Source organism: Halonotius terrestris (genome assembly GCF_006861665.1).
GTDB lineage: Archaea > Halobacteriota > Halobacteria > Halobacteriales > Haloferacaceae > Halonotius > Halonotius terrestris.
The window spans coordinates 96,009-113,376 of the sequence record NZ_RKLU01000006.1 but is presented as its reverse complement, the minus strand read 5'-3'; the positions used below and the strand labels follow the sequence as shown (position 1 = coordinate 113,376).

At 50.9% G+C, this 17,368-nt stretch carries 12 protein-coding genes and 1 pseudogene; 10 read left to right on the top strand and 3 right to left on the bottom strand.

Annotated features, from left to right (window positions below):
- The 8 genes and pseudogenes from EGH24_RS12465 to EGH24_RS12425 form a co-directional block, all read left to right on the top strand.
- On the top strand, positions 1-1,665 hold a 1,665-nt coding region (locus EGH24_RS12465; RefSeq protein ID WP_142980465.1), incomplete at its 5' end, for a prenyltransferase/squalene oxidase repeat-containing protein.
- A 411-nt stretch (positions 1,666-2,076) separates the two neighbouring features.
- Positions 2,077-2,580 (top strand): winged helix-turn-helix domain-containing protein, encoded by a 504-nt coding sequence (locus EGH24_RS12460; RefSeq protein WP_142980464.1) that lies wholly within the window; start codon positions 2,077-2,079, stop codon positions 2,578-2,580.
- Positions 2,577-3,023 carry a hypothetical protein gene (locus EGH24_RS15520; RefSeq protein ID WP_142980463.1) on the top strand — a complete coding sequence of 149 codons (447 nt, stop codon included), beginning with the start codon at positions 2,577-2,579 and terminating at the stop codon, positions 3,021-3,023. Before EGH24_RS12460 ends, EGH24_RS15520 begins: the two co-directional genes overlap by 4 nt.
- A gap of 1,016 nt (positions 3,024-4,039) precedes the next feature.
- A complete protein-coding gene (locus EGH24_RS12445) occupies positions 4,040-5,032 on the top strand; it encodes a transposase (protein WP_142980461.1) in 993 nt (330 codons plus the stop codon).
- 64 nt (positions 5,033-5,096) lie between these two features.
- Positions 5,097-6,791: a DUF2254 family protein gene (locus tag EGH24_RS12440; protein ID WP_142980460.1), complete on the top strand. Its 1,695-nt coding sequence runs from the start codon at positions 5,097-5,099 to the stop codon at positions 6,789-6,791.
- Between the two features lie 137 nt (positions 6,792-6,928).
- Positions 6,929-7,726: a hypothetical protein gene (locus EGH24_RS12435; RefSeq protein WP_142980459.1), complete on the top strand. Its 798-nt coding sequence runs from the start codon at positions 6,929-6,931 to the stop codon at positions 7,724-7,726.
- A gap of 250 nt (positions 7,727-7,976) precedes the next feature.
- Positions 7,977-8,267: pseudogene (locus tag EGH24_RS12430) on the top strand (hypothetical protein); the annotation flags it as partial.
- A 584-nt stretch (positions 8,268-8,851) separates the two neighbouring features.
- On the top strand, positions 8,852-9,748 hold the full coding sequence (locus EGH24_RS12425; protein ID WP_142980458.1) for a DNA-binding protein: 897 nt from the start codon (positions 8,852-8,854) through the stop codon (positions 9,746-9,748).
- A 325-nt stretch (positions 9,749-10,073) separates the two neighbouring features.
- Here the strand turns inward: EGH24_RS12425 and EGH24_RS12420 are convergent, their stop codons facing one another.
- The 3 genes from EGH24_RS12420 to EGH24_RS12410 form a co-directional block, all read right to left on the bottom strand.
- Positions 10,074-11,009, bottom strand: a complete 936-nt coding sequence (locus EGH24_RS12420; RefSeq protein ID WP_142980457.1) for a hypothetical protein — start codon at positions 11,007-11,009, stop codon at positions 10,074-10,076.
- 1,080 nt (positions 11,010-12,089) lie between these two features.
- Positions 12,090-13,472, bottom strand: a complete 1,383-nt coding sequence (locus EGH24_RS12415; RefSeq protein ID WP_142980456.1) for a hypothetical protein — start codon at positions 13,470-13,472, stop codon at positions 12,090-12,092.
- Positions 13,465-15,642 (bottom strand): AAA family ATPase, encoded by a 2,178-nt coding sequence (locus EGH24_RS12410; protein ID WP_142980455.1) that lies wholly within the window; start codon positions 15,640-15,642, stop codon positions 13,465-13,467. Before EGH24_RS12410 ends, EGH24_RS12415 begins: the two co-directional genes overlap by 8 nt.
- 239 nt (positions 15,643-15,881) lie before the next feature.
- Here EGH24_RS12410 and EGH24_RS12405 point away from each other — a divergent pair, with 239 nt between their 5' ends.
- The gene (locus EGH24_RS12405; protein ID WP_142980454.1) at positions 15,882-16,307 is read left to right on the top strand and encodes an SWIM zinc finger family protein; all 426 of its coding nucleotides are present in this window, start codon (positions 15,882-15,884) and stop codon (positions 16,305-16,307) included.
- Between the two features lie 69 nt (positions 16,308-16,376).
- A complete protein-coding gene (locus EGH24_RS12400; RefSeq protein ID WP_142980453.1) occupies positions 16,377-17,306 on the top strand; it encodes a transcription initiation factor IIB in 930 nt (309 codons plus the stop codon).
- Positions 17,307-17,368: the final 62 nt, after the last annotated feature.

Here is a 17,368-nt window from a genome sequence, read left to right as displayed (position 1 = left end):
GACCAGATTTGGGGAAACGAAGATGAACGTGACGACGCTCTCTCGTATCTGCTTGACCGGCGGTCGACCGACGGCGGCTGGAACGACACGGTAACCAACTTCGGGATGCTGCTGCTGTTCCACCAGATGGACGACCACCAATACGAGTCGGTGGTCGAAGACGTTCTCCGGGAGATCGACGCGAAAGACCAGTCGCTGATGACCTCCGAAGACGAGGCAGGCTTCACAGATCGGTTCCAAATGCGACTGCTGTATGCGGTGCTCTCGGACGACCACAGCTTCGACGAACTGTTCCCACGGGAGCTACCGATCCGGGCCGGCGAGTTGATGGCACTCACGTCGGCTTTCGACGGAGAGGCGGTTTCCGCGCAGGATCGGACTGCTCGGCCGGGCTACATCGCCCAACAGATGGCGTATTTCCTGCTTGGTGCGACCGCCTACGAGCGAGAACTCGACGAAGACGAAACACAACTGATCGAGGTCGCCGAGAACGTGCTCTTGAGTCGGCGTCTGACGAACGGCGCGTGGAACACCGTTCCGACGACGATTGTTGCGACGTTCGCGCTCGTCGAACGCGGCTATTCGTGGTTCGACGACGAGGTCGGCGTGCCCGTCCGCTGGATCACCGACAACCGGCTGACCGACGAGGGACGCGTCGAGAGCTATCGGCTCCCGGTCCGGGATACGGCACTGGTTCAGAAAGCGTTGCTCGCCGCCGGCAGCTCGCCGAACGCCGAGTTCCTACAGGAATCGGCCCAGTGGCTCTCCGAGGCGCGGACGCCACAGACGGTCGGTCGTGAGCTGGACCGCGAGCCAGCGCCGTTCCGACGCCACCACGGACACGGCTGGGGATACCTGCCGCACGCGTTCTCCGACTGGAACACCACTGCGGTCGCACTTGGCTCGCTGTCGGTGCTCACCGATCGTGATCTCGACGAACAGATTGACTTCCTCCGTCGTGTACAGAACCGCGACGGGAGCTGGTCGGCGTACACGACCGACTTCGCTCCCTTCCAGTCGGCGGAGGTCGCCAGCGAGGTTCGGTCGACGATCTGTGACGAACAGTATCAGCTCCGCTTCGGCTACATTCCCGCGCCAGACATCACTGGAAACGCCCTTTCGACACTCGGTATGCAGGGAGATACCGTCGACGACGATCGCCACATTGACGACGCCGTTTCCTATCTGCGTGAGAATCAGATGGACAACGGGCTGTGGCTCGGTGTCCGGGGACAAGGCTACACCTACGGCACCGCACGCGTAATGGAGGGGCTCCGAGCCGTCGATGTTGACTTGGATGACGACTTCGTGATCGCTGCCCGCGGAACATTACTCAGCCGACAGAACGACGACGGTGGCTGGGGCGAACAGACTCACTACGATCCGAGCCAGCCGGAATCGAGAAGCATTGAGTATCAACCGAGCGAGTCGACGCCGATACAGACCGGTTGGGCGCTGCAGGCCCTCCTTTATAGTGGCATCGGCCCCGATCGGGAGGCGGTCTGGGACGCCGTCGACTACCTGCTCGAAACACAGCAGGCCGACGGCTCGTGGGAGGTCGATCCCGTGCTGTACACCTTCGGCGGTCCGGGGTACAGCACCGAAGCGATCACACAGGCCGCAGCCCTCAGAGCACTCTGTCTATACGAGTCGACTATCGACTAATTGCGACCCAACAATCGAGGTTTTCACTTGTGTTAGGGTTTCAACTATTATAGTTTGAACTATAATTGCTGGCCCTCTACTCTCGGCTGCGCTTGTACATCGGGTCGACGCGTGGGTTTAACCAAGGCGAATGCCTCGGGGGTTGCCCCCGAGGCGGTTCACAAGGCACTTGCAAGCAATGTCTGAGCTTGTGTACGACCCAGCATTTTATCGCCCCCTGAGGGGTGGGGGCGCACAAAAACGCCCGCTATAACAATGTCTAGTGAATACAACTCATCGAAGAAGCACCTGAAATCGAAATCTGTCTCGACCGACTTGCCGAAGAACTCGGAAAAACAGTAGACGAGTGACTCTAAATAATATATGCGATTCTAGGAAAGATATATTTGTTTCGGGACCGAATAAGCACTCATGACCGATATCAACGAACAGGTAGTCGACGAGTGGACATCCGACACTACGGCTAGAGAACGTGTCAAAGAGATACTCGAAGAGACAACCACCTACTCGAAAGTAAGTACTATTGCAGACCGTGCTCGCGTGAGCGAACCGACTACTCGAAAGTACCTCAATGAACTCGTTGAGGAAGGGATTGGCACCACCGAACAGGAAGGTCGCACTACTCTGTACAAACGCAATCAGGGCCGACTCGTCGATAGACGTATCGAAGAACTCCGGGCGACGTGTTCACATCAAGAACTGGTTGAAGGCATCCAGGAGATGAAAGAATCAATCGCGGAGTTCCGCGAGACCTACGACGTCGAGAGTCCTGAGGATCTCGTGATCGGACTTGAACCCGGCGATGAGGGATGGAGTGATGTCGGAGAGTGGCAGTCGACACGTCGCAACCTTGCAATTGCGAAGGCTGCCATCCAAGTTGACGAAGCACACCGACTGGCCGAGGCTGAAGTGTGACAGACGACTGGGACCGAGTCGATACGGGTGCTCCAGATCCAGATATAATGGCGCGGGTTCGGACAGTCGCCGAGGACTACGAACCACTGGTTACCTCTAGCGAATTCGACAATCCACTCAATCCTGAAGCAGTTCATCTACATCTTGATGACGGTATTGAGAGAAAGTCCGGTCGATTCGACGTTACCTGGACGACCAAGGGATATTATCGATACCACTACACAGAGGGTGACGATTTCAATTATCGATATGATTGCCACCCTCGCGTCGAACTCCCAGATCCTCATTTTCACGAGCCACCACAGGCGGCCCATGATGATGCAGTTCCGTCTTGTATAGAGGTTCGAACCGTTCGGTTGGTTACGCTCGCCGTCCTCCAGCTGTGGCGAGATACAGTTGAGACTGGTGACCTTCGTCAACTCCAACAACCGAATCCACCCTAGTGCATTCGGTCGGCATACGGAGCTGTCCGTGTTTGTACTCGTAGACGACGCAGCATTTTATCGCCCCCTGAGGGGGTGAGGGCGCACAAAAACGCCCGCTACAACAATGTCTAGTGAATACAACTCATCGAAGAAGCCCCCGGAATCGAATCAGATCGACTGCCCCAGTGATCAAGCTTGGGCCGATCTCACATTGACTGTCCCAAACGAAGAGAGCCCACTTTCTATCGTCTCATTCGTCGAGTCGGTTCTCGTCGAGCTCACCCACGAACCCGTGGCTGCGGAGTACGTCTCCTCGCACATCTGGGGTGAAAAACGGACGCGATACTTCGCAGTCGATGGGTCTGGAGAGCACTTTGAAAAACGATATTCTGATGATCTCTTGGGGAGTCACACTACGCTACTCAATCGCCGGCGTGTTCGCACCGAACTCATGAATCGACTCTCACGGAATACAGTCACAACCACTGGCAGATTGAACGAGAGAGTTGAGGAGTCAGATACTTTCCGCGTACGGCCGCTTCGGGAGTTGGATCTCTAATGGATCGTGAATTCGACCCTGTCGATGGGGGTACCCTTGTATACAACGTTCGAAGTGAACACCGTGACCATCTTCCACATAAAGTCGAAGTCAGCCGCCGGCTGCTCGGGTTCGCAAACGTCACTGACTGGGAGAAGATTCGCTCGGAACTCACCCGACGTGGTCATGGCGTTGGTGCGATACATAATCTCCCAGTCTTCGAGGGGTAATTCTGAGGCATGTTCTAGTAGAATCGAATTTAAATGCACGCTTTTTAAATTGAGAAGAGGGTTTCAAAATAGCCCGGATCGCCCGCCGTTTAGCGAAACTACAGAGTCAATTAAAGAGATATGCTGGGCTGGAAGCCCTTGCTAACAGAATATAGTTGGAAACGTATGACTTAGCTGTAAATCTCAAGCCCTTGTTTTGATATCCACAGTAAGAGGGTGTCATAGAACGAGTAGCACACCAAAGAGCAGGGTGAATGCTGAGGTGGATGAGTTCAGCAACCCTGCAAGGTGATCCTTCGGTAGACTCGTTCTTCAATGTCGTGGAGACAGAGACATTAGCGTTGTCTGAGTACGTCTCCTTCGAGTTTCTCGAAGAGTTCGATGTGTTCGCCCCGGCGGAGACGGGGCGAACACGAGACCACGAGCCACCCGCGTTGATGCGCGGTTTTCTCCACTGTTACTACAAGGACATCTACGGCATTCGACCCGTTGCACGAGAGCTTCGGAACACGATCGTCTGGCTGGGCTGTGGGTTCGATCGACCGCCGTCGAGAGACGCGGTCGATCGCTTTCTCACCGACCTCGAACACGTTGTTGAGGATGTCTTCGAACGGCTCGTCGAGCAGGCCGCCCGCCGCGGCCTGCTCAACATGACGTACTGCATCGATTCGACCGATGTGAGGGCGATGCCCGCCGATTCAGACGCCTCAAAGTGCTATGATCCAACCGACGACGAGTATTACTACGGCTATGGTTGCACAATCGTCTCGACGGGGCAAAAGATCCCAATAGCAGCGGAGTTCACCGAGAGTAAACAAGCACCAGAGGAGACGGCGATGCGCGTCACACGTGACGCGCTCGCCGTCGGCAAACCGTTGTGGATGCTCGGTGACAGTGCCTACGACACGCTCGACTGGCACGACCACCTGCTGGCCGCAGGCGTCGTGCCAGTCGCTCCATACAACGCTCGAAACACTGATGACCCGAAAAACATCGAGTACAGGGTCGAAGATCGCATCACTGACCACAGCGAGGACATACAGATGAAGCAATCAACGCTGGACGAGACGTACAACCGGCGGAGTGGCGTCGAACGAACTAATGAATCAGTGAAGGACTGTGGCCTCGGGCGAACGCACGCCCGAGGCCGCGTCCATGCGCGAGCACAAGTTTTCCTCGCGCTGTGTCTTCGACTCGTCGTCGCAATCACCAACTACGAACGAAGAGACAATCCAGGAAGTACCGTGATCACGGTGTGAGAAGTGTTCTATGACACCCTCATCCACAGTAAATTAAACAAGCCGGTGTCATTGCCCTTACTAAATGGGTGAATATCTGCCATGGCCGATCACAGCAATCTTCGCAGTCATAACCGGATCCTCTCTACTAATAGCAGAACTCTCCACGTGGAACCCCTCCGGCAACGGGCAACAAGTACTGACCACCCTGGCATCGATACAAGCAGCAGTCTTCGCAATCGTATTCTCCGTAATAATCTTGGGAATCCAGTTGTCCACATCACGGTACTCAACAAGATTAGCCGACTTATTCAGAACTGACATAGTATACAAAAAGACAGTAGGCGTCTTCGCAACCTCCCTCGCTGTGGATGTAGCTGTTCTCACCGCGTTCAACCATCTTACTCCCTACCTTCTCAGGTTCTCACTTTCCTACGCTATCGGTTTAGCAACGGCCTCATTCTTCCTGCTATACTTTTTCGTCGACAGAACGCTGGAACAAACCACACCAGAAGGAATCATTAAACGAGTCAAACAAGAGCTCACGCCAAGCCAGATTATATCCGACGCAGAAAGTGCTGATAACGACTCATCGGAAACAGACCCGTTTCTCGTACCTGTATCCATCATCAGATCCGCAATCAATGATCGAGACGTACCCGCTGCAACACAAGGCCTCAACGTCATCGACGAACAAGTTGGGAGACTGCTAAAACACGTTTCCACAGACCAACTGAGAGAAGACAAATCGGTAGGCGACTCCGTCGAGGAACTTTGTAAAAACAGGCTTCACAATGCCGGAGAAAAAGCGGTTGAAGAAGACTTAGATGAAGTAGGCACAGAAACAGTCAGTACCATATCCTCTATCGGATGCAACGCCGTAGATCAACAACACGAACCAGTCGCAGTACACAGCTCTCAAGGCCTATCTAAACTGGTTGGCACAGTTGGTTTCGATACTGTCAGTGAAAAAACCCGTCAAAAAGCAGTAGACGACGCCGGTGAAATGCTGAAGGAAGCAGCAGATGCACAGCTTTGGGATACAGCTGGTACAGGTATCCGTTTGCTCGGTTGGCGTGCAGCCCAGTCTGTGATCCGTCGAGATCCTACAGCGATACATAAGCTTCCGTACGGCTCGTTGTCTATGAATTATATCCCTGACGTGTTCGAGCAAGTTGTCGAGGCCGGATCTGATAACGTGGATGAGGACAACCTGTTTAATACAGTTCGGAGAGACGGTGATAACACATCTGCTGTAGAGTGGGCACTATGGAGTTGCTATGCTTCTCTCACTGAGGTCACATCTGCTTTCATACGATTTGAGATAGAACACGGGGAAGAGATAGTGGATTGGACCTTTGTTGGTGCTGGTTGGAGAGACTGTCTTTCAGCACTGACTGAGTCATCTTTCAACTTGATTCTACAGCAGTGGTTGGCGACACTTCTGTACTTAGAATATATCGAGTTTGAAGTTGAAAGCGGTATGATGTCCGGATTCCGCTCTGTTGCCCAGTACGACGTTTCCCGTGAATTGATGAAGGACACGATAGATAAGATTCTAGATGGTGATTTGAAGCCTCAAAACCATGTTGACCGTCTTCCTGGAAGAGGTAATCCAGTCGAAAGGCCACGTTCTGGAGTTTCTGTAGCACCTGTTTCAGATCCAGGTTATGAGTTCAACGATTGGTTGAGACAGGTCAGGGGAAGATATCTGGACATCACAGAAGGAGAAGGCAAGTTTGCACAAGTGAGCGTTGAGAGCGAGGGGTCAGACTCTTAGCATCAGGTTTGGATTGGACACTCCGCTATCGATGTGAACAAAGATGGGATCCGAGAAAAACTGGTTTTAGCGGAAACTTGATACATGTCAGATCCGAACATGTGAATGTAATAGGCACATCCCGCCTCAATTTTGCAATGTCTGAAGACAACCAATCCTCCGGTGAAGACCGAGATCTCGACTCAGTGTTCGGTGTTCTGGATGATTCAGTGATTGCTGCCATCAATTTCTCCGCATTCAATGAAACACTCAAAGCAGTACAACACTTACAAGAGCTGAATTTCTTCACCAAACAATTACCAGCAATAGCAGCCATGCAGCAAGGCACACCGGATTCAGCGTACCTAAGCCTTCACCACCGGTTTCAACAAGACATACCGTCACTAACTGCAATCCACTGGCTTCAGCAACTTCCCGAACTGAAGCCGCAGAGGTCTCTTGGCCCTGCTCTCGTAAGTTCTACTCTAAACCAACATACTCTTTCGATTCAAAAAATGCTGCCAGCAATACGTAGCATTCAGCAGCCAGTTATGCCATCGATGCAGTTCTTCCAGGCTATCGACAACATTCAATCAATAAACTACGCAGTAAGCGAGTTCGCTACTACAGCAACATACAATACCAGTTTCGAGACCCAGCCGGAATCTGTAGATATCGAAGGTACAGAAGCAGAACCGGTTGTAACAGAGAAAAAATCGAATTTTCAGTGGACAAAATATGACTCACTTGAACTCTACTACAACTTTTCAGCAATCCTGCTGGATGAAGCAATAAATGCAACCGGTGTACGAGATCTTTCCGACAAGCAAAGAATCGGGATCTGCCTGACAGTTGCCATCATGTTCTATGTCTCCTCAAACAAGCGAGGAGCCTTCCAGAGTCTTACACCGGCAGCATTCCTTTACGCTATGCTTCGAGATCTTGGAAACGAGTAACCGGCGAGAGAGTTACTCCTCAGAAAATCCGTACGTTCCAACCGGTTCATCGAAATCGACTGTTACGAGTTCGTTGTAGTCATCCCACTCAGACCTGTATCTCGTCGTAACTTCGGGGGTGAAAAGCACTGTCTATTTCAGTGAAATTGAGCAATGAGCATGCCATAGTGAGTGGTGACCATGATACTCGCAGACCTGCTCAGAGAGACGATTGACCTACCAGAGCAAGAGAATTCCTCGTTGACGGCATGGGCTCTTGACCGCTTTAGCTCGGCACAATCTGAGCAGTGATCTCGACTACAATGATCGCAATTACATCGAGAAATGGTTTGATACGGTGACAATGCGAATCGACCGCTTTCACTCCATTTGGATGGGTAGTTCAGCCAGCGCACACTGCTGGCTGAACCGGTTCAGATACCGTTACAACCGACAGCGGCCCAATCAAGCACTAGACGGAAGTACTCCTGCCGAGGAGGTGCTCAACTACTCAGTGCCCCTGTTATATGTCGCGCGTGGTTTTGGATCTCGTTTCTACTGAAGATCTCTATTGATTGTTGAGACGAGGCATGCGATTGGAGCTCAGTTGATTTGCATTCGTTTTCGGCCCGTCCCGCTCGCCGTCGTCCGCCTCCGCGTCGCTCGCGACCGACCATTCCGGGCTGCGGCGAGCATGCTCGCCGTTCCGGGCTAAAATGAATATGGCTTCGACGCCATCGGGTATCCCCGTCGGTTGCGCCCCTTGTGGGTTTTCGCGTTCCACTGCTTTGTGCCGATCCGCTCGCCGAGCCACGCTGCGGCTCGCCGTGCTCTCGACAGTCTCAGTGGACACGAACCCACCCAACGGGCCGGACCGAGCGGGCATATCCCGATGGACGCTTGCTCTCGGCGGACACTGGGGCACTCACTCCTTCGTGCCCCGAGTCTCAACTCGCTGCGCTCGCTGAGACGGCGCGCGGTACTGGTTGGGTCTTCTCTTCGGACACGCTCTCACTCGCGCCCGAGGGCGCTCGTGAAGGCGCGAGCGAGAGCGTGTGATGGGTGAGTTGGTCGATAGAGAGAGCCACAGCTGGAGAGTCGTGGTGTCGGAAGAAGACGCCGAGTGAGCGCCTTCGGTGTTACCCAATGAGAAATAGGAACGTAACCAGTAATGAAGTTTCGGTCGATGAGCAGGCATTCAAAAATACGGATGAAGTGACGGTTGATGAGGAAGGATTCGAGGTCGTCGATGAGACTGTTGAGTTCCGGCCGTCGGTGGAGATGGAAATTCAGGCGAAAGTGGATTCAAACCACCCCAATGGGCGTCTCCAAGCAGGGCCAGATCATATCCACGGAAAAACTCTGGTTCAAGAAGAGCGAATTCAGGGGCGAGAGGCCGAGTTAGCATCGATCAGTGCGAAGGCGGTATTCGGGAGTCAAGACGGACGAGAAGAGCGGACGAGAGACGCGGTGGTTGAGCAAAGTGCGGCGCGGCGTGTGGAGTTCTTCAAGCGGGCGGGGTGTGTGAACCCGATGGTACATCCAGATCGGGCGGATCCTCGTGAGATGCTCAGTACTGAGCAGTTGGGTGCAGTGAATACGGAGGCGATGCGGTTGGCCGAGACATTGAAGGGCTGGTCGAGGGCGGCGATTGGTCGCCAATTGGCTGAAGCCGTGGTCGGTGGAACGGATCTATCGAGTGCAGTGGTTGGGACGTTCGAGAAGTTGCAAACGGCCCCTGGACAGGTGGTTCCAATTGGGAAACTGGAGGCGATCAATCGAGAAGAGGTGAGCATTCGTGGTCGTATCGTCCAACTTTGGGAGCCGGCGAGTCCAGCAATATCCCAAGTGGGGCTTATCGAGGATGAGACTGGGAGAACGAAATTCACGGTCTGGGTGCGGTCAAATGCGAAATCAGTCCATGAAGGCGAGACGGTGACTATTCTCGGCGCGTCGAAAAATTGGTACCAAGGGCGTGTCTCAGTAGCCGTCACTGGGTGGAGCACCGTGATGTTCCCAGAACGCGGTCGGTGGTGGGAATAGCCGGTCATCGCGGCTCTTTTTTGCTCTATGCCGGAGCCGACCCTAACCCCACCTCCCCACCCACCGCTCCGTGCTCGCTCGGTGAGACAACAGTCGTCTCACCGGCTCCCGTTCGCAGGCTCACGAGAACGTCGCTGTGCGCGCAGCCACGACCTTGACAGCACCGGCAGATTAGAGAGTATATTTCGTCTGTTTTGGTTCAACCCTACTATTTGGGTGGGCTGGTGATAAAGTAGACCTTAACCAACAATCGATCTGTGGTACGCCTCAGTGTTGGTTAATAGAAACTCTCGCATCTAAACCGTTGATTGTTTCATCATCAATACTACGTCAGGAGCTTATCCAACGATGCCCGGAATTCTACTATTGGTGGCTGAATCAAATTTAGTAACATCGAATTGACAAGCCTCATACCCTCACCAACAGCTTGATAGAACTCTTCGAAGTCCCGAAGCGTAATCGTTTCTCCCCGACCAGTTACATAGTGGCTGATATCATTACGTGCATCAATCACTAACTCATCTATTTTTGTAGTATCATAGTCACCACTCTCTGGATAGTGTTCTTCAATATCTTTCAATACTTGTCGGGGACTTGTTTCATCCAGATCGTAGCTTTCAGCCGCCACATAGGCATTAATGTAGTTTGCACCGACCTCCTCGATCATAGTAGAACAGGCGATAGTCGCAACGATCAGTGGCGGATGAGCAATGTAAGGAAAGGCACTTTCTGAGAATTGTTCGAAATCATGCTCGCCCATCAGCAGGCCTGCAAACCGGTTTGCTTGCCTGAGCGATTCATGGGTCCACAAAATCCAGAGATATGTATGAGCGAACAGTCGTACTCGGGGGATAATCGTAGTACAGAAATTGAGTCCCTCTTTAGCCACCTCTTCATAGATATCTGCAGCACTGAATGATGCGATCTCAGCGTACTGCTCGTGGGAGTCGACATACTGGTCTAATATTGGTTCAATCTCCTCCAGTAATCTGATCGTATCTAAAACACCGCCACTCAGACGAACCGGGTGTCTGATCGCAACAACTCGCCCGTCGCTATTGGCTTCAATATTGAGCTGATCGTAGTATGTTTCAATCGCTTGTTCAACGGTTGTCTGTACAAATTGGCATAGCTGCTGGGACTCGCGAATAATGGCAGCGTTCCATCGATCTTGAGGCATTTGAACTGAAGTCTTCCCATCCCGTTTGATACCGCTGTTGAGAGATATCCTGACTGCCTCAACATCCCCAAAATCCCTCATGATGTGTTAAAGACATGCTCGATAGATAACCATTACTGCTGAGTTAATACTATTAGAACTATGCTGCGAGAGCCAATCCAGGTGGCTATTGAGGTGGTTTGCAGGATGTCAGGAACGAGGTACCGGGGGTATTCAGTGCCTTACCTGATGGGGTCATAGAGCGATTCTTTGATCAAGAATGTCTGAGGATTTTGGTCGACTGATTTGAGTTGAGTCATTCAGAAACTTCGGTCATCGATATGGATAGGACAGATCCAGAGCATCGAGGCATTATTGACGTACTCAAATGGGTGCTGATTCTGTCAGCTCTAAGAACGCTTCCATCTCAAAGCTATAGATACGGCTCCGAGACCAGTTACCCCAGTCACAATTGTGGATAAACTCACAAATCCAAAGAGATTAGGATTGAATCGAAGAATCCAACCAAGATATCGGATCGTTCTAAAATCGGCTATAACCAAGATGACAGCGTATGAAGTTGCTCGAAGTGTTTCGATAGGATCTACGACTCCTAAGACCGATAGTGCAAATAGAATAACCAGAACACCACCAATAGCACTAGTACTGACTCTAAGTCCATGGATGAAGGCAGCTTCCTTGTTGTGGCGAAAGTCACCCAGTAGTTTCTTCCAGAAACTCATAGTTGTTGACAATATGTGTCTGCATATTATAGGTTTTCTGGAACAATCGGGGCGACAAGCTGCGCATTCAGTTGGCCGCCGTCTCAACACAGGCTGTCGACGGCAAAACCCGTGAGCATATCGAGTTTGTTGAGAACCTCCGGTGCCCGAACTGTTGGAGTGTCCCGTGTATGGGCGGAAGGGCCTTCCAGAGCGGATCATAGAGCACAACTGTCGGAGTAAGTCGACACACTAACTGAAGTCGAAACAACAAACGGAGAGAATGATTTTCCAGTCGAACAACCCTCGTCGACCATTCTGTATTCCTTACCCAACTTGACACCCGGGAGATTGGATGCAAATGCCGATAGACGAGCGAATAGGGTTGCTGATGAAAATTCACGCAATCTTCCCCAATCCGACTCTCTAATCTCAATACTCCCATCTATCTGCAGACATGCTAACTGCCGAATAGGGATTCAGGGATGTTTTCATTCGTTTCTAAAACGGTTACGCTGTCGTAAGTCCCAGAAACGCCAGTGGATTCATCGACAAATAGTCCTCCGTGTACCCAGTTTAGACTTGATCCAGAATCACTCATCAGATACTCATTGTCTCCTTGGCCAAGGTAGAGATATTCAAGTAATTCCTCAAGACCTCCAACAGCTGTACTCCGTTTATTAGTGTATTTCACCTCACCAATTAACACACCGGTTAATTCGTCTCCTTCGTGCTCTTCAAGTAATAAATCTGGACGACCCTGCCACTGTCTAAGCTGACTCTTCGTATCGAAGGCTTGGGTAGCAATGTCCCGCTTATTTTCCATTACTGCCATCCGTCGACGAAGATAGCCAAATGGAACCATCTCTGCAGTGGCTTCTGCTTCAGACTCCAAATCTTCGTTCGTGAGTCTGAATGATACTGCATCGCTGCCCGAAGAATTGTGCAGCATTCGATAGGTTTTCCCGTCTGCTTCCCACTCAGCGACAGTGTTTGTCCCGGCAGTTATAAGGTTGAACGTAGGATCCGAGAACCAATCTAAGACACGGAATACCCAGTAGAGTTCAAACAGTGTCTTTGTATCGTCATCGTCTGGGGCTATGAACAAGATTTGTAATAAACGATGAACCTCAGTTGTATGGATATCATATCGAAGCAAGCGTCTGAGATAGCCCAATAGTTCTGCTGCGTCTCGATATATCTGGTGCCGTGAGCGACCGGCCTTTTTTAGCATACGCTCTGTAATCCCTATCTCATCAGTATCGATACGTTGGACGTGGATATTATCCATTATATCTTCTTGAAACGTTTCGGCAGTGCTTCTCCCCCATTCGCCGATCCAGTCGTATTTGTCTGGCTGATCGACTGCATAGGAAAGTGGTCCGTCCAGTATGGTCTTGATCTCATCGAGCAGTGACTTCAAAACCAGATTCGAATCATCAGAGTATGACTCCTGATATGTCTGGACTTCATAATGTGTTGAATCAGCGGGATTTCTTCGCAACCGCTTTTTTTGTGTCTCATTCCAGTCCACTCGACCTTCGATATGCCTCGTGAAAGACGATTCACGAGCTGTCCCTGTTGGAAGTGTCTCTAACTCCTCCGAAAGTGTGTCAAGAAACTCACGCACACTTGTTGATGGTGCAGTGGGCCCGATTTCCTGGAAGTCGTCTTCCGTAGCCAATAGAAAATATATTTTCAGTAGGGTGTCAATATCGTGGATTTCGAGTGTGGGTTCACTGTCTCCAAGAATCGAACCGAATCGAACCCCCTTCTTTAGATAAGTGTTGAAATCCCCGGCAATCTGCTCGATTAGTTCCTGGTGGCTAGTCTTGTCACTCATGCTGTTCAAACCGATCTGCTTTGATACCAAAGTAGTCACTACAGAAATCTATTAACTGCTGGTCTGCTAGCTCCGAAAGCTCCAGCTGACGTAGGGCACGAACGATTTCCACTATACGCTGTGTGGCTAACCCCTCCAATTGAGGGAGCACATACATCATTAGGGGCCGCGTTAGGTCTTCGCTTTCAGACTCCTCAAGGTATGTGAGTACCCGTTCAAACAATGCGGGGCCGAGTGATCGTTCTGGTTGAATCACGTCCCAGATCTGAGCGATAGCATCCACCGGTGCTGATTCACCGACGTCCCACGTATCGGCATACGTTTGAACCACTTCTTCCGTAATTTCGGACGGTGGCTCAATGTGGACAAACGCGAATCGCCGCATGAATGCATAGCTCATCTCATAGAGTGACGTCTTGTCATAGGTATTCATCGTCGCAATAAGTCGCCAGCTCTCTGGAATATGATACCGCGACCCGCATACATCTTTGTCTGTATCGGTAGGGCCAAGAATTTCAACTGGTTCTTCATATGGTCCGTCGAATGGTGTCTCCACTGAATCGCCTACGATAGCAGAAAATAGTGAGCCGAAGGCTTTGTCAATATCCGCGCGATTAATTTCGTCAATGATCAGCCACTCATTTTTCGGTTTCATATCTGATGTTTGGAATCGATCGAGAAACACGCCTTCACGAAATTCTAACTTGTTGTCTTCTCCTTTTGGCCGATAGCCTCCAATTGTATCGAATGTTGACCAATCGGCAGTGGCTGTGACCATACTGTATTTTTCGTCGACAAAGTGTTCAGTCACCTGCCGTGCAAGTTCGCTTTTGCCAGTGCCGGGTGGACCCACTAGGATGATGTGATCTCCACAATAGAGTGATGTGATGATTTGTTCAACCAATCCCTCTTCGTCTTCATAGTGGAGTCCTTCTAGTGTCGGTTTTTCCTTCCTATCAGTGCTGAATGGTGAATTTTCATACTCGTATTGCTTATATGTCGTGTCTAAGTACCCAAATTTTTCGCGCTCCTCATTGTCTTCATCATCTGAAAAGCGAGATTCAGACTCTTCAGGAACATCCCCATCAGGAAATCCACTTTCTTCATCATTTGTGGATTGTTCAGGGTTGGTAGAATTAGAAAACGTATTTTCAGCATCATTGGTAGATGCTTCATCATAAGGATCGAATTCTTCGGGTCCTGGTAGTGATGGATATTTTGCTATGTTTTGAGTTACAGTTTGGTACAGTTCTGACCCTTTATTTAGAATAGTGACAGCATCGTCTGGACTTACTCTAAGTATACCACCTGTCTGCGGACCATCAAAATTAACATTTCGCGCACTGCTGAATTTCCGGAATTGTATAGTTATTATATCATAACTTCCGTTGTTATCATCAAATTTACCGCTTAATCTCCCATATCCGAGGCATTTGTTCTCGTCATAAAGCAAAAATATGGATTTATTAACATTTGTACCCAATCGATCTTCAAGAATTTTCTGATCTCTCGTATCCAGTTCATTATCAAAAAAGAGCGCTTGATCCTCTGGTATTGTCAAATCGAGTGCGGCAGTCTCAATCTGATAGAAATTAAATTCAAATTTATTATCGTATATTTGTCGTGGATGAGGTATTCCAGACTTACTACGTCCAAGCACGTATCTTATCCCATCATCTGTCAGTTCGTAGTGCCGCGAGCCTTCGACCATCTCAACAAATCCCAGTGACCGAAGCCAATCGACTCGTTTCTTGGTTTGCTTCGTACCGGACCAGTCAACATCGTAGTGCTGGCTAACGAACGAATCAATTTGTTCGATCGGTGTTGGCGCTGCAAGTAAGAAATACATAACATCGTAGAATCCGATTACATTGTCATCAAATAGATCCAAAACCCGTTGACGGTATGCGAATGTATAGTTCGGTTCTTGTCGTAGCTCCGAATCGATTGTCGCAAACCCTTCCGATGATTCTTGAATTACTGAAGTACGTTTAAGGAAATTTATAAATGGGTTGAGAGTACTTTCTGTATATTCGAACTCTTCATTTGCACGCGTGGCCACATTTTCATACAATATGTCTTCAGACTGGTAAATTTTCTCTAGAGTTTCAATATATGCCAGATCATTTTTACCCAAGCGGCTAACTGTTTTCGAACGTGAAACTGACATTAATCTACCATTCTATACCATCCAAATATGGATTTGGATATCGGAAACACATCTACCGACAAAGGCTCGCTTCATTCCCGTAAGATAATACAGGAAGGGTAGCTTTTGCTCTCCAATGTCGACGAGCTGGAAATCATCCTTGCCAAAGTTTACTCAAATAGCTCGAAAAACGAATCCGCCAGAAAATTTTTTCGTGCCCCGAGGGGCGCGGACACTCAATTATCGAGTTCCGTTCCTCAATGACTCAAACTGTACTGGAAAGACTTAGCCCGACGAATCGTGTTCTCAAACGAGCTCAGTACGAGGCTTTCGCGTTCTCGTTGTACGATGGCGATGTCCTTGTTCGCAACGAGAGCCACCTCAAACCAGCTGAGCACGAATACCGCGTCACCGTCGTCGACGGGATCCCAACTGCCTGTGAATGCCCTGCAGAAGAGCGATATGAGGGCCCTTGCAAGCACCGAACGGCAATCGCAATCCGGCCTAAAATCTTGGACGTAGCCACCCAAATGCAGCTGGTCGCAGACGGTGGAGTGCGTACCGAAAATACACCGATTGTAGCGGAAGACGACACAGACCTCCAAGAGTGCGACTGCCAGTACCTCAACGATGACTTCCCCTGTTGGGAGTGTGTGAAGACCGGGCGACGCGAACTGCCCGACTAGACAGCCCTGCGTATTTTGTCACCCCCCAGAGGGGTGCGGGGTGTCCAGAACGCACTTCGTGTGTTACCGATGGCTACGAGAGAAATCTACGGACAAACCTTCGATGAGGATGTAACGAGTGATCAATCTGCTACCTGCGTTGAGTGCGGTGGTCAAGTACGGACAAATAGTATGGAAACTGCTTGCGAGGGCTGTGGTCTACTCATTGATGAGCAGCGGATCGACCACGGCCCAGAGTGGCGAAACGTTGGCGATGAGCCAGACTCACAACGTCGAGTGGGGCCACCACGGACGGTGGCTCGTCACGATAACGGCTTATCGACCGAGATCGGGCGATGGAGAGATGGAAACGGCAACCAGCTCGCTGGATCGAAGCGGGCTCGACTCTCCAGGATGCGTCGGGAACACAGCCGTGGTCGATTCGGATCGAAAGCAGAGAGAAACCTTGCTTTCGGGCTCGGTGAGGTCAAGCGAATTGCGGGTGCCCTCGGGCTTTCGAGGTCGATCAGAGACCAAGCCTGTCAGCTCTTTCGCAGTGCCCAATCTGAAGAGCTTCTTCGAGGTCGCTCACTCGAAGCGATGGCTGCCGGAAGTGTGTATGGGACATGTCGGTGCAACGGGCTCGGCCGGACAATCGAGGAGATCGCGGCGTTGGCCCGAGTGAATCAGCAGCGGGTGCTGAACGCGTACAAAGTCCTGAATACAGAACTCGGATTGCCAACCCAACCGGTTCGTCCCAGTGGGTTCGTCCCACGGCTTGCATCCGAACTCGGCGTTTCGGATCAGGTTCGACACCGAGCTCAGCGATTGGCAGAACACTCCGAAGCAGTCGAGAAGACTGTGGGTGTCCGCCCCTCTGGATTCGCAGCAGCGTGTCTCTATACGTCCGCACAGGAATACGGCCAGCCGCTCACACAACGGGCAGCTGCCGATGCTGCAAATGTAGTACCGAAAACCGTGCGTTCCCATCAAAATAAGTTAGCAGGACTCTCGCACTGAGCGGCCGCCAACATTCTGATATAGGAAATAGTTGAGCGAATTCTTTACAGTGGGTGATAGCA